This is a genomic window from Mesorhizobium sp. CO1-1-8 (assembly GCF_020164875.1).
Lineage (GTDB): Bacteria > Pseudomonadota > Alphaproteobacteria > Rhizobiales > Rhizobiaceae > Mesorhizobium.
Map to the genome: position 1 here is coordinate 1 of NZ_JAIUGZ010000015.1, position 13,851 is coordinate 13,851.

Sequence of the window (13,851 nt, forward strand, 5' to 3'; positions counted from 1 at the left end):
TCAGTACGAATCGTTCCATCCAAAGCTTGAATCACAATCCAAGTTCAGGCGGAATCCTGAATCTCAACAAGCCTTAGGCTGCTGCGCTTGTTTGGAATGATGGCTGCATCCCGGTCGACGAAGACGGACGATGCTTCCGCCCGCGTGGCATGGACTGCAATGTAGCGAAGTCCGTGTTAAGCGAACCCCATATCAGGTGATCTCGATGTCGGTGGGGTCGGCGGATTTGTCGAATTAGCGGAAAGGCAATTCGAGGCATATCCTGCCGGCTCGAGCTTGCTGGGCAATCAACAGTTTTCCAACCGCTTTGCCACTGCCAGAATCTCGCTTCCCGGCTATAAGAGGCCATGGTTCTTTTCGAACTGACACTCGTTCTGCTGTTGATCGCCGTTGCGCTTACGGCGCTGTCGCGGCGCGTGCAGGTTCCCTATCCCTCTTTGCTGGCGCTGGCTGGGGTGGGCATAGCCTTCGTGCCTGGCGTGCCGACCATCGAGATCGACCCGGAACTGGCGCTTGCCCTGTTCATTGCGCCGGTGCTGCTCGATGCCGCCTATGACACGTCGCTGCGCGATCTCAACCGCTACAGGGTCCCGCTTGTGCTGCTGGCGCTTGGTGCCGTCCTTTTCACGACAGCGACGGTCGCGCTGGCCGGCTGGGCGATGGCAGGTCTGCCGATCGCCGCAGCCATAGCGCTTGGCGCCATCGTGGCGCCGCCCGATGCGGTTGCGGCATCGGCCGTGCTTGGCCAATTCAAGGTGCCGCATCGCATCACTGCCATTCTGCAAGGCGAGAGCCTGCTTAACGACGCCACCGCGTTGCTGATCTACCGGATGGCGATTTCGGCGGCAGCAGGTTCCATTCTGCTGAGCAGCGCCGTTCCGATCATCCTGCTGTCCACGCTCGGCAGTCTTGCGGCCGGCTACCTGCTTGGCCGGGTGTCTCTGATGACGCTGGGCCGGATCGAGGACCCGGCGAGCGGCACCGTGGTGCAATTTGCCGGCACATTCGGGGTCTGGATCCTGGCCGACAGGATCGGACTGTCGGCCATCATCACCATAGTCGTCTATGCCATGACGATCGCCCGCACCGCGCCGCGCCGCATGCCGGCCAGAAACCGCATCAGCTCGTATTCGGTCTGGGAAACGGCGGTCTTCGTGCTCAATGTTCTGGCTTTCGTGCTGATGGGCCTGCAGGCGCGGACGATCGTCGGCCGGCTTGCCGGGCAGGGGCAGACCGATGCGTTCGTCCTGGCCGGGACAGTGCTTGCCATCGTCATCGTCTCACGCCTCATCTGGGTGCTGGGGTGCGGCGCGATCATCAGGTGGTTTGGCCGTTTCGGCGGAGCTGATCGTCAGCGTGACGCTCCGTCGTTTCGTGGCGGCGTGCTGATCGGCTGGTGCGGGATGCGCGGTTTGGTGACGCTTGCGGCGGCATTCGCCCTGCCGGCGGAATTCCCGGCCCGCGACCCGATCGTGCTCGCTGCCTTCACGGTTGTGCTCGGCACGCTGGTGCTGCAAGGCATGAGCCTGAAGCCGCTGCTGCGCCTGCTGAACCTCGACCCTGACGAAACGGTCGACCGCGAGGTTGCGCAGGCGCGTGTTGTGGTCATGCAGGCCGCGCTCGACATATTGAGTGGCAAGACATCGGACGCGGCGGCCGCGGTGCGCGAGCAATATGCCGCTCAACGCAAGATCGCCAAAAATCCCGACGATGCCCAGGCGGCGACCGAATATGACCGCTTGCGTCTTTATGCGATCAAGAGCCAGCGCGACGCGCTGGAGGAATTGCGCCGCAACGGGACGATCGGGGACGAAGCCTATCATCGCCTTGAGGAAGAGATCGACTGGACCGAACTGGCGGCGTCGCCACCCGGCCGGTTCCAGCCGCTGAATACTTAAGGCATCGCACGCCGTTTTCCGGCGCACGGAAGATGCCGAAGTGCTTCGGGATCGGTGCATGATCCCGGTGAAGGCAAGGCTGGTCCAAGCCACATCCATTCTCCTGCACATTGCAACCGTGGCATCGAACCGCTACTGCCAACACGAAATTGAGCCGGATAAGCAATGAAGCTGGTCAGCTACAACATCCAGTACGGGTTCGGCGGCGACGGCCGCTACGATCTTTCGCGCGCGGCGCGGATCGTTGCCGGCGCCGATATCATTGCCCTGCAAGAGGTCGAGCGGCACTGGCAGCGCAGCAATCATGACGACCAGCCGGAGCTGCTTTCCCGCCTGCTGCCCGAACATCACTGGGTCTATGGCCCGGCCTTCGACATGGATGCCAGCGAGCAGCGCGACGGCCGTCTGGTCAATCGGCGCCGTCAGTTCGGCACCATGGTGCTGTCGAAACTGCCGATCGTCTGGTCGCGACTGCATGCGCTGCCGATGCGCCGCACGCAGCGGCCGCTCAACACCCGCAACGCCGCGCTTGAATGCATGATCCGCACGCCGGCAGGGCCGGTGCGGGTGTTGTCGCTGCATCTCGCCCACATCGCGGCCGAGGAGCGGCTGGAGCAGATCGACTATCTGCTGGCCGAGCATCGCCGGGCACCGTCCGATGGCGGGCCGTGGAGCGGCGTCGACGACGAGCCCACGCGCAACTGGACCAGCGGCGAGGCGGAGCCGGAAAACCCGCTGGCGGCGATCTGGATGGGTGATTTCAACATGGAACCGGGTAGCGCCGAATATCGCCGTATCGTCGGCAGCACGCCCTACCATCGGGGTGCCGCCTATCTTGACGGTTTCGTCGATGCCGCCGCCGTTGCCGGGGAGCCGGTTCCGGACTTCCACACCCATGTGAAGACCATCGACGGCAAGCTGGCAAAGCGCCGGCTCGACCATTGCTTCGTCGGCGGCATGTTCGCCGGGCGGGTGCGTTCGATCAGTGCCGACATCGGCGAGGTTGCGTCGGATCATTTTCCGCTGCGGGTCGACATCGACCTGGAAACGCCCGGCATCGCCACATGAGCCACACATGACGCTTTTCGTCTTCTTCGCAGTGCTTGCAGCCGCCGCCATGCACGCGATCTGGAATGCGCTGGTCAAGGTCCATCTCGACCGCTTCCTGTCGATCACGCTGATGACGCTCGGCATGGGCGGGGCAGCGCTGGTGGTGCTGCCTTTCGTCGAAGTGCCGAAGGCGGAAGTGTGGCCCTACATCATCGCTTCGGTCATTTTCCACATGGGCTACCGGACCTTCCTGATCGGCGCGTATAAGGCGGGCGATTTCGCCCAGACCTATCCGCTGGCGCGGGGCACCGCACCTCTGCTGTCGGCCTTTGGCGGCATGTTCGTCGTTGCCGAGATTCCCGGCCCGTTCGCCATGCTCGGCATCTTCCTGTTGTCGGCCGGCACGCTGGTGATGTCGTTTCGGGGCGGCGCACATCTGGAAAAGCTCAATCTGCGCGCGGTCGGCTTCGCGCTGGGGACTTCGATCTTCATTGCCAGCTACACGCTGTCCGACGGCAGCGGCGCGCGGCTGGCGGCAACCGCGCAGAGCTATGCAGCCTGGCTGTTCATCTGCGATGCTTTTGGCGCCTTGGTGCTGTGCCTCATCTTCCGCGGGCCGAAGGCGCTGCCGGTGCTGACACGCGACTGGAAGGCCGGGCTGTTCACGGGCGTGCTCAGCGGTGCGGCCTACTGGATCGTGATGTGGGCGATGACAAAGGCGCCGATCGCCTCGGTGGCCTCGCTGCGTGAAACCTCGATCCTGTTTGCCATGATGATCTCGGTCTTCGCGCTCGGCGAAAAAATGACCGGGTGGCGCGGTGCCGCCGCGCTCAGCATCGTTGCCGGTGTCGTTGCGCTCAGGCTCGGCTGACTTCGACCCTAATTGAGCACAGTCATCAACTGGCCACGTCGTTCCGGACTGAAGCGGATGACGACGATGATGCAGACGGCGACCACGCCGGCAAACAGCGCCAGCGCATAGCCATAGCTGCCCCCGGCGCTTTCAGCGATTCCGGCCTGATAGGGGCCGCCATAGGACGCGGCGAGATTACCCGCCTGATAGATAAAGCCGGGCAAGGTCGCCCGCACCGCGCCGGGCGAAAGCTCGTTGAGGTGCACGGGGATGACGCCCCAGGCGCCCTGGACCGCGACCTGCATGACGAAGGCGCCGATGGCGAGCATGAACGGGGTGGTCGAATAGGCCCATAGCGGGATGGACGGCAGGGCGATCAGGCAGGCCAGCGTGATGGCGTTGACGCGGCCGATCTTCTCGGACAACGCGCCGAACGCCAAACCGCCGACGATGGCGCCGATATTGGCGACGATGGTGATCCAGCTCACCGTGTGCGGATCGAAGCCGTGCTGCTTCTTCAGGAAGGTCGGATAAAGATCCTGCGTGCCATGGCTGAAGAAATTGAAGAACATCATCAGCACGACGGCATAGAGCGCGACGCCCCAGTGTTTCTGAAGGGTTTCCCACATGCCCGGTCTCGCGGTCTTCTGCGCTTCGACGAAGGCCGGCGATTCCGGCACATGCGAGCGGATGAACAGCACAATCAGCGCCGGCACAAAGCTGAGCAGGAACATTGCACGCCAGCCGATCGTGTAGTCGCCGATCGTTTGCTGATAGAGCAGGCCATAGACCACCGCCGCCAGCAGATAGCCGGCCGGATAGCCGCATTGCAGGATGCCGGAGACCATGCCGCGTGCGCTCGGCGGGATGGATTCCATGGCCAGCGAACTGCCAAGCCCCCATTCGCCGCCCATGGCGATGCCGAACAAAGCACGCAGGGCGAGGAAGATGCCGAGATTGGGAGAGAAGGCGGCCAGCGCGCCGATTACCGAATAGCTGACGATGTTGAGCATCAGGATCGGCTTGCGCCCGTATTTGTCGGCAAGCATGCCGAAGAAGAACGCGCCGATGAAGCGCGTTGCCAGCGTCAGGAACAACGCCTTGGAGACGGCCGGGACATCGGCGTGGAATTCGGTCGCGATATCGGTGAGCAGGAATGTCAGAAGGAAGAAATCGAAAGCATCGAGCGTCCAGCCCAGGAATGAGGCGAGGACGGTCTTCTTCTGCTGCGAATTAAGGGGCAAATCTTCCTCCTCCATCGTCGTCGATGGGGGAATTATCGGCCAGTTCAGGGAAGATCGGTGGTCACTTTTTCGCGTGGCTCATTTGATCGAAGGCCCGCTGGAATGGCGGAAGGTGCGACAGTACGTGTCATCGGTCGACGGGTTCTAGATTTCGAGATCAAACACCATCAGCCCGTCTGTACCGCCTTCGAGAGCTGCAACAAGCCGAGCGCCGGCGCGCTGGTGCGCCTCATGCGCCAGATAGGCGTCACGGGCGGCAGCATCGCGGAAATCGATGGTGAAGCCATGGGTGAAGCCGTGTGCGAACGGCTCCGGGCTGACATTGGCGCTGAATTTTACTGCGTCCATGCCGTCGATCACCTGTCGAAGCGCCTCGAGATCGGCATGGATCGCCGTGCGCTCGGTGGCGGCGACACCGGTGCGAAATTTGATGAAAACACAGTGCCTGATCATGTCGTACTCCTCAGTGGCTAAGCAGCCCGGTTTCCGGAAAACACGGCCGGCGGCAGCGGCTCGCGGCCGAGGACCAGGTCGGCGCCCTTTTCGCCGACCATGATGGTCGGCGCATTGGTGTTGGAGGAGGGCACGCGCGGCATCACCGAGGCATCGCAAACGCGCAGGCCCTCAATGCCGCGCAGCCTGAGATCCGGCGTCACGACAGCCATGTCGTCGTGGCCCATGCGGCAGGTGCCGACCGGGTGGTGGTCGGTTTTGGAACTGCGGCAGGCATAGTCGAACAGTTCGTCGTCGCTGGCCAGTGACGGGCCGGGCAGCACTTCGCGCAGAACATAGGGGGCAAGCGCCTTCTGCCGCATGATCTCGCGGGCTAGCCGCAGCCCCTTGATCGACATGGCGCGGTCATAGGGATCGGACCAGTAGTTCGGGTCGATCAGAGGATGATCGGCCGGGTCGGCGCTCTTCAGCCGCACCGTGCCGCGCGAGCGCGGTCGCAGGAAGGCCGAGTTCAGGGTTACACCGGGGTTTTTCAGCTTCTCGACGCCGGCCTCGATGCCGGAGCCGAGGCCGAGGTGGAATTGGATGTCGGGCGAAGCGGCTGTCGGGTCGGCGTACCAGAAGCCGCCGGTCTCAAACAGGCTGGAGGCCACCGGTCCCTTCTTCAGGAGCAGATATTGCAGGCCGGCCCATGCCGTGCGGTGCAGCTTGGCGTAGTTGTCATAGGTGTGGTCGCCGGTACATTCGGCGATGACGAACAGATCGAGATGGTCCTGCATGTTGGAGCCGACGCCGGGCAGGTCGTGCACCGGCGTGACGCCGACCGACTTCAGATGGTCTGCCGGGCCGATGCCCGACTGCATCAGGAGTTTTGGCGAGCCGATGGCGCCGGACGAGACGATCACCTCGCGCTCCGCGCGCAGAATTTTCTTCTCGCCGCCTGGTCTGTCGACCACCTCGACGCCGATGGCACGGCCCTTTTCGACGACGATGCGGGTCACCAGCACGTCGGTCCTGACCGTCAGGTTCTTGCGGGCGCGGATCGGCTTCAAATAGGCGACGGAAGCGGACGAGCGCCGGGCATTCTTCTGGGTCAGCTGGTAGTAGCCGACGCCTTCTTGGGCAGCGCCGTTGAAGTCCGGATTGAAGGGAATGCCCATCTCCTGGCCGGCGCGGAAATAGGCTTCGCAGATCGGCAGCGGCGCAATCGGGTTCGATACGCCGAGCGGTCCCTGGTCGCCGTGAAAATCGTTGGCGTAGCGCTGGTTGTTTTCGGCGCGCTTGAAATAGGGCAGCACGTCGCGATAACCCCAGCCGGTGAGACCCTCTTCCTTCTCCCAGGCATCATAGTCGCGGGCATTGCCGCGCGTGTAGATCTGGGCGTTGATGGACGAGCCGCCGCCGACCACCTTGGCCTGCGTGTACCAGAAGACGCGGTCCTTCATGTTTCTCTGCGGCACGGTCGACCAGCCCCAGGAGGCGATCCCCTTCGTCATCTTGGCGAAGCCCGCCGGCATGTGGATATAGGGATGCCAGTCCTTGCCGCCGGCTTCCAGCAGCAAGACTGAGTTGCTGGGATTCTCGCTCAACCGGTTGGCCAGAACGCAGCCGGCCGGACCGGCGCCCACGATGATGTAATCGGTCATTTTTTCATCCGTTCACAGCCGTGGCACCGAGAGCGCGCCGTCGACATTGATGATCGAGCCGGTCGAAAAGCCGAGCTTTCCGCCGGCGAGCGTCGCCACCACGGCGCCGATGTCCGATGCTTCGCCCCAGCGCTTTGCCGGCACCAGCCCACCGTCTATGAGGGCGTCGTATCTGGCGGTGACGCCTGAAGTCATATCGGTGCGGATGATGCCGGGCCGCACCTCGAACACGCCGATGTTTTCGGGCGCAAGCCGCAGCGCCAGGTTCTTCACCCACATCGAAAGTCCGGCTTTCGAGATGCAGTAGTCCGGCCGCTCCGGCGATGCCATTTCGGCGCTGACCGAGGTGATGGTGATGATCGACCTCTGGTGGTCGCCTGGTGCAGCCAGCATCGCATTGGACACGGCCTGGCTGAGGAAGACGGTGCCGCGCAGATTGATGCCCAGCGTGCGGTCGAAATTCTCCGGCTTGAGGTCCAGGAGGTCACCGCGCATCACGGCGCCGACGCCGGCATTGTTGACCAGGCAGTCGATGCGGCCGAAGGCGCGCATCGCGGCATCGACAAGTGCGGTGTGGCTGAAGAGATTGGCGATGTCGCACTGGACGTAGGCGAACTTCGCGCCACGCTTGGTGATATCGGTGGCAAGTCCGTCAGCGGCCGTTTCGGCAAGGTCGGCGACCAGAATATCGAAACCGGCATCGGCCAGTGCCTGGGCGCAGGCAAGGCCGATGCCGCGCGCGCCGCCGGTGACGATGGCGGAGGGTCGGGTCATGCGGCGAGGTCCGTCTTCCGGATGTGATCGGCGACACGCAGCGCCTGGGCTGCAATCGATAGCGCTGGGTTGACGGCGGCCGAGTTCGGCAGGAAACCGGCGTCGACGACGAACAGGTTCCGGTGGTCGAAGGACCGGCAGAACGGATCGAGCGGCGCGGTGGCCGGATCGTCACCCATCTTTATCGTGCCGCATTGGTGCGACGGCGTGCGCTTGTCGAAGGGGCGCGACAGCACGATGGGATAACCGCAGGCGCGGAAATTCTCGCGCATCACCTTGGTCAACCCGTCGAGCGACTGCATGTTGGAGCGCCGCCACTGCATGACGATGTCCTTGCCGTCGACCATGATGCGGCTTTCCGGGTCGGGCAGATCCTCGCACATCAGGTACCAGTCGACGGCATGGCCGGCCATGAAATCCAGCGCGAATCCCGGCGTGTACTTGACATTGGCCCGCAGCATGTTGCCGTCGATCTTTCCCAAAAGCTGCACATTGCCGAGCGGCTTGCCGCCCTTGCCGTCGGATAGGTAATAGTCGTTCAGCATCAAGGTCTTCTGGTAGACGGCATCGTTGCGGCGGCGCGGGTCGATCGCCAGCATGGCGCTGGAATTGTGGTTCATGAAATTACGGCCGACCTGGTCGGAGCGGTTGGCAAGGCCCTTGCCGTGCGATGTGGGCGAGCGCAGCAGGATGACGGCGGAATTGACCGCGCCGGCCGAGAGGATGACCAGCTTCGATGATACTTTCTTCAGCTCGCCATTCTGGCGGTAGTGAATGGCTGATATCGTCGTGCCGTCGGCCGAGGCTTCGAGATATTCGACATAGGCGCCGGTCTGGAGCTTGATGTTCTGGTCGGTCAGGGCAGCGGTAAGCGGCCCGGTTTGCGCGTCTACCTTGCCCTGGCCGGTGTTGGGAAAAGCATCCCAGCCGGTCTTGCCCTCTTTCAGCCAGGTGTCGATGTCGACGCCGAGCGGCAGCGAGGCCGGATGCAGGCCGAGGCTTTTCAGCTCGGCGCGGGCGCGGGCGATGGGGGCCTCGTCGGGCACCGGCTTGAAGGCATAGGGGATCGAATGGAACGGCTCGGTCGGATCCTCGCCCAGTGCACCGCGCACGCGAAACAGCTGTTCGGCTTTCGAATACCAAGGCTCGAATTCCTCATAGGAAAACGGCCATGCCGGCGAGACGCCGCCAAAGTGCTCCATGGCGGCGAAATCTTCCTTGCGGTAGCGGATCAGCACCGCGCCATAGAATTTCGAATTGCCGCCGACATAGTAATAGTTGCCGGGGTTGAAGGCGGCGCCGCCGGCCTCAAGCCACATCTCCTTCGGCCTATAATGGCCGTCGACGAAGATCGAGCGCGTGTCGCGCGCGTGCGGTGTCGCCGGCAACGGCTCGCCGCGCTCCAGCATCAGGATCGAGGCGCCGCTGCCGGCAAGGCCGGAGGCGATCGTGGCGCCGCCAATGCCGGAGCCGATGATGACGATGTCCGGATTTGTCATGGCGGTCAGCGAATGCGGGTCTCGGTCGCCGGATCGAAGAACACCGCCTTGGTCAGGTTGAAGGCGAGCGGCGTGTTGGTGCCCGGCTGGATATTGGCGTCGGCGCGCAGCCGCGCCACCACGCCCTTGCCGCCAAGATTGGTGACGGCGAAGGTGTCGGAGCCGGCCGGTTCGACGACCTCGATGTGACAGTCGGCGGTAGCGATGTGCGAGGCGTTGCGCTCGGCACCTTCCGGATCGGTCAGGGCTTCGGGGCGGACACCGAAGATGATCGGCTTGTCCTGGAATGCCGACAGGCCGGCCGGTGCATTGGCCATCGGCAGCGAGATCGGCTCTCGTGCTTCGCGCTGCAGCACCACGGACAGCGCGTTGCCTGACGTGCCGATCGTCGCCGGGATCAGGTTCATCGCCGGCGAGCCCATGAAGTCGGCGACGAAGAGATTGCTCGGGTTGTTATAAATTTCGGCCGGGGTGCCGAACTGCTGCACCTCGCCATCCCGCATGACCGCGATCTTGGTCGCCAGCGTCATCGCCTCGATCTGGTCGTGGGTGACGTAGACGATGGTGGTGCCGGTGGTGGCATGCAGGCGCTTGATCTCGATGCGCATGTCGACGCGCAGCTTGGCGTCGAGGTTGGACAGCGGCTCGTCGAAAAGAAACAGTTTGGGGTCGCGCACCAGCGCACGGCCCATGGCGACGCGCTGGCGCTGGCCGCCCGAAAGCTGGCTCGGCTTGCGCTGCAGCAAGTGACCGATCTGCAGCACCTTGGCCACCTTGTCGATGGCCTTCTGGCGCTCCGACGCCGGTACGCCGCGCATCTCCATGCCGAAGGAGATGTTTCCGGCCACCGTCATGTTCGGGTAGAGCGCATAGCTCTGGAACACCATGGCGATGTCGCGCTTGGAGGGGTGCAGATCGTTGATGGTGCGGCCGTCGACACGGATTTCGCCCGAGGTGATCGTCTCCAGGCCGGCGATGGTGTTGAGCAAGGTCGACTTGCCGCAGCCGGAAGGGCCGACCAGCACCAGGAAGCCGCCCTTCTCGAGTTCGACATCGATCCCTTTCAGGATCTCGACTTGGCCGAAGCGCTTTCTCAGACCATCAATTTCCAGAAAAGCCATCAGATCATCCTTTGACGGCGCCAGCCATGAGACCGCGCACGAAATAGCGGCCGGCGAGCACATAGACGAGAAGGGTGGGCAGTGCCGCGATCATCGCGGCGGCCATGTTGACGTTGTATTCGACGACGCCGGTCGAGGTGTTGACGACGTTGTTGAGCGCCACCGTCATCGGCATCGAGTCGCCGGTGCCGGCGTAAGCCGAGGCGAACAGGAAGTCGTTCCAGATGTTGGTGAACTGGTAGATCACGGTGACGACGAAGATCGGCATCGAATTCGGCAGCATGATGCGGCGGAAGATCTGGAAGAAGGAGGCGCCGTCGACCTGCGCCGCCTTGACCAGTTCGGTCGGGAACGCCTCGTAATAATTGCGGAAGAACAGCGTGGTGAAGCCGATGCCGTAGACGACGTGGACGAAGACGAGGTTGACCGTCGGGTTGCCGAGGCCAAAGCTGGTTCCCGTCGCATTCTGCAGCGTGACGCCGAAGCGGCCGAGGCTGCCGAGGATGGTTGCCATCGGCAGCAGCACCGATTGGAACGGGATGAAGCAGGCGAACAGCATCAGCCCGAACACCAGCGTCGCGCCGCGGAAGCGCCATTTGGTCAGCACATAGCCGTTCAGCGCCCCGAGCATCGTCGAGATCAGCACGGCGGGAACCACCATCTTGATGGAGTTCCAGAAATAGCCCTTGATGCCGGCGCAGGTGAGGCCGACGCAGGTCTCTCCCCAGGCCTTCAGCCACGGATTGAAGGTTGGCGCCTTGGGCAATGCCAGCATGTTGCCGTTCTGGATCTCGTCCATGGTCTTGAACGAGGTCACCAGCATGACGAACAGCGGCATCAAATAGAACAGCGCAAACAGCGCCAGCAGCCCGTAGATGACGATGCGGTTCATGAGCTTGACGTTGACACCGCCGGAGGCTTGGCGGACGGGAGTGGCGACAGCGCTCATCGCGGCTTCTCCCGCAGTTCCGAATAGAGATAGGGCACGATGATGGCGACGATGGTCATCAGCATGATCACCGCGCTTGCCGAGCCGACGGCCATCTCGTTGCGCTTGAACGTGTACTCATACATGAAGTTGGAGGGCAGCCATGCCGAGCCGCCTGGGCCGCCGCTGGTCAGGGCCACGACCAGATCGTATGACTTGATGGCGAGGTGCGCGAGCACGATGAAGGCTGACAGGAAGATCGGCCGCAGCAGCGGAATGACGATGCGGCGGTAGAGCTGGAAGGTGGTGGCGCCGTCGATCTGCGCCGCCTTCATGATCTCGCCGTCAATGCCGCGCAGGCCGGCCAGGAACATCGCCATGATGAAGCCGGAGGCCTGCCAGACGCCGGCAATGACCACCGTGTAGATGACGAAATCCTTGTTCTTGATCCAGTCGAAATGGAAGCTCGTCCAGCCCCATTGATGCAAGGTCTGCTCGAGGCCGAGGCCGGGATCGAGGAACCACTTCCAAGCGACGCCGGTGACGATGAAGGACAGCGCCATCGGGTAGAGATAGATCGGCCGCAACACGCCTTCGCCGCGGATTTTCTGGTCGAGCAGGATGGCCAGGAACAGGCCGAGCGCCAGGCAGATTGCGATGTAAAGGAAACCGAAAATACCCATGTTGGTGATCGACGTGTACCAGCTCGACGGCGGGTCGGTGTCGAAGGTCCAGCCCCACAGCCGCTGATAGGCGCGCGAGCCGGTCAGGACATAGGATGGAAAGGTCTTGGAATTGGTGAAGGACAGATAGATCGTCCACAGGATGAAGCCGTAGACGAAGACGATGGTTATGGCGAAGCTGGGCGCCAGCACGATCTTTGGCAATGCGTCCTGCAGGCGCGAGCGCACCGAGGCGCGTGGCCGCGCATGCTCCGGCGTCAGCTTGATCTGGCTTGTCGCTACCGTGCTCATGGGGCTCCTCCCGTCGACTCGCGGCCAACCAGCTTCGCCGATCTAGTTCGCGGATCTGGGCCTTCCCCGCCGGAGCGGGGAAGGCGTTTTTGGCGTGTGGCGCTTACTTGGCGTCGTCGATCGCCTTGACCAGCTCGGTCACCGCCTCGTCCGAGGTCTTAATCTGACCATGGACGAATTTCGAGACGACATCCTTGTAGGCATTGGCGACCGCCGGAGGTGCGCCATAGCCTTGGGCCAGCGAGCCGAACAGCGTGCCGCCTTCGTTGGCTGCCTTCAGGTCGGCGATGCCCTTCTTGCCGCAAGCGTCGAAGTCGGTGTCCGGGACGTCGGTACGGGCCGGGACCGAACCCTTGACGACGTTGAAGGCCGACTGGAAGCTCTTCGACAGGGTGGCGGTGGCCAGCGCGACCTGGGCTGCCTTGCGGTCGTCCGGAACGTTGAACATGCCGAACATGTCGGAGTTGTAGATCACCGAGCCGTCGGTGCCTGGGAAGCGATAGCACAGGAAGTCGGTGCCCGGCGTTTTCTTGGCGGCGTTGAACTCGCCCTTGGCCCAGTCGCCCATAACCTGCACCAGGGCGTCGCCCTTGATGACCATGGCGGTGGCAAGGTTCCAGTCGCGGCCGGAGAAGTTGGGGTCGACATAGGTGACGAGCTTGGCCAAATTGTCGAACGACTTCTTCATCGTGTCCGACTTCAGGGATTCGTCATCGAGGTCGTTGAAGGCCTTCTTGTAGAACTCGGGTCCGCCGGTCGACAGCACGACGGAGTCGAACATGGTGGCTTCCTGCCAGTTCTGGCCGCCGAGAGCGAGCGGGATCACGCCTGCCGCCTTGGCCTTGTCGAGCAGTGCAACGAAGTCGTCGAAGGTCTTCGGCTCGGTGCCGCCGATCTTGTCCAGGACGGCCTTGTTGATCCACAGCCAGTTGACCGAGTGAACGTTGACCGGCGCCGCGACCCACTTGCCGTCATAGACCGAAAACTTCTGCAGGGCTGCCGGAACGGACTTGTCCCAGCCTTCCTTCTTCGCCGTTTCGGTCAGGTCGCCCATGACGCCGGCGGCCGCATAGTCGAGCACGGTGTAGCCGAGCATCTGCGAGGCCGTCGGATAATTGCCGGCCGCGACCATCGCTTTCAGCGCGGTCATGGCAGCGTCGCCGCCGCCGCCGGCCACCGGCACGTCCTTCCAGGCGTAGCCTTCCTTGGCCAGATCACCCTTGAGGACGTTGAGAGCAGCCGCTTCGCCGCCCGAGGTCCACCAATGCAGCATCTGGACTTCCTTGACGTCCTCGGCGTGGGCCGCGAAAGCCAGGCCCGACGCGAGAGCCGTTCCGATAAGCAGTTTGCGCAACATGTACTTCCTCCCTTGTTGCATTACACGACCGGCGGATGCCGCCGGGTTCTTCTC

Annotated in this window: 12 protein-coding genes; 3 read left to right on the forward strand and 9 right to left on the reverse strand. The window is 63.2% G+C overall.

The window, feature by feature from the left end:
- The first annotated feature begins 347 nt into the window (after positions 1-347).
- The 3 genes from LB558_RS25230 (at position 348) to LB558_RS25240 (ending at position 3,819) form a co-directional block, all read left to right on the forward strand.
- A complete protein-coding gene (locus tag LB558_RS25230) occupies positions 348-1,898 on the forward strand; it encodes a cation:proton antiporter (RefSeq protein WP_224700048.1) in 1,551 nt (516 codons plus the stop codon).
- A 165-nt stretch (positions 1,899-2,063) separates the two neighbouring features.
- Complete coding sequence (locus tag LB558_RS25235; protein WP_224700049.1) at positions 2,064-2,966, forward strand: endonuclease/exonuclease/phosphatase family protein; 903 nt, start codon at positions 2,064-2,066, stop codon at positions 2,964-2,966.
- Between the two features lie 7 nt (positions 2,967-2,973).
- Positions 2,974-3,819, forward strand: a complete 846-nt coding sequence (locus LB558_RS25240) for an EamA family transporter (RefSeq protein WP_224700050.1) — start codon at positions 2,974-2,976, stop codon at positions 3,817-3,819.
- Positions 3,820-3,827: 8 nt separating this feature from the next.
- Here the strand turns inward: LB558_RS25240 and LB558_RS25245 are convergent, their stop codons facing one another.
- The 9 genes from LB558_RS25245 to LB558_RS25285 all read right to left on the reverse strand — a co-directional run bounded on the left by LB558_RS25245 (position 3,828) and on the right by LB558_RS25285 (position 13,797).
- On the reverse strand, positions 3,828-5,060 hold the full coding sequence (locus LB558_RS25245; RefSeq protein WP_412033501.1) for an MFS transporter: 1,233 nt from the start codon (positions 5,058-5,060) through the stop codon (positions 3,828-3,830).
- A gap of 129 nt (positions 5,061-5,189) precedes the next feature.
- Complete coding sequence (locus LB558_RS25250) at positions 5,190-5,498, reverse strand: Dabb family protein (RefSeq protein WP_224700052.1); 309 nt, start codon at positions 5,496-5,498, stop codon at positions 5,190-5,192.
- Positions 5,499-5,515: 17 nt separating this feature from the next.
- On the reverse strand, positions 5,516-7,144 hold the full coding sequence (locus LB558_RS25255) for a GMC family oxidoreductase (RefSeq protein WP_224700053.1): 1,629 nt from the start codon (positions 7,142-7,144) through the stop codon (positions 5,516-5,518).
- 12 nt (positions 7,145-7,156) lie between these two features.
- Positions 7,157-7,918 (reverse strand): 3-ketoacyl-ACP reductase, encoded by a 762-nt coding sequence (locus LB558_RS25260; protein WP_224700054.1) that lies wholly within the window; start codon positions 7,916-7,918, stop codon positions 7,157-7,159.
- On the reverse strand, positions 7,915-9,417 hold the full coding sequence (locus LB558_RS25265; protein WP_224700055.1) for a GMC oxidoreductase: 1,503 nt from the start codon (positions 9,415-9,417) through the stop codon (positions 7,915-7,917). The genes LB558_RS25260 and LB558_RS25265 overlap by 4 nt, the downstream gene beginning before the upstream one ends.
- 5 nt (positions 9,418-9,422) lie before the next feature.
- Complete coding sequence (locus LB558_RS25270; RefSeq protein WP_224700056.1) at positions 9,423-10,538, reverse strand: ABC transporter ATP-binding protein; 1,116 nt, start codon at positions 10,536-10,538, stop codon at positions 9,423-9,425.
- A 4-nt stretch (positions 10,539-10,542) separates the two neighbouring features.
- Positions 10,543-11,487: a carbohydrate ABC transporter permease gene (locus LB558_RS25275; protein WP_224700057.1), complete on the reverse strand. Its 945-nt coding sequence runs from the start codon at positions 11,485-11,487 to the stop codon at positions 10,543-10,545.
- Positions 11,484-12,440 (reverse strand): carbohydrate ABC transporter permease, encoded by a 957-nt coding sequence (locus LB558_RS25280; protein WP_024502750.1) that lies wholly within the window; start codon positions 12,438-12,440, stop codon positions 11,484-11,486. Before LB558_RS25280 ends, LB558_RS25275 begins: the two co-directional genes overlap by 4 nt.
- 103 nt (positions 12,441-12,543) lie before the next feature.
- Positions 12,544-13,797 (reverse strand): ABC transporter substrate-binding protein, encoded by a 1,254-nt coding sequence (locus LB558_RS25285; protein WP_127267247.1) that lies wholly within the window; start codon positions 13,795-13,797, stop codon positions 12,544-12,546.
- Positions 13,798-13,851 lie beyond the last annotated feature (54 nt).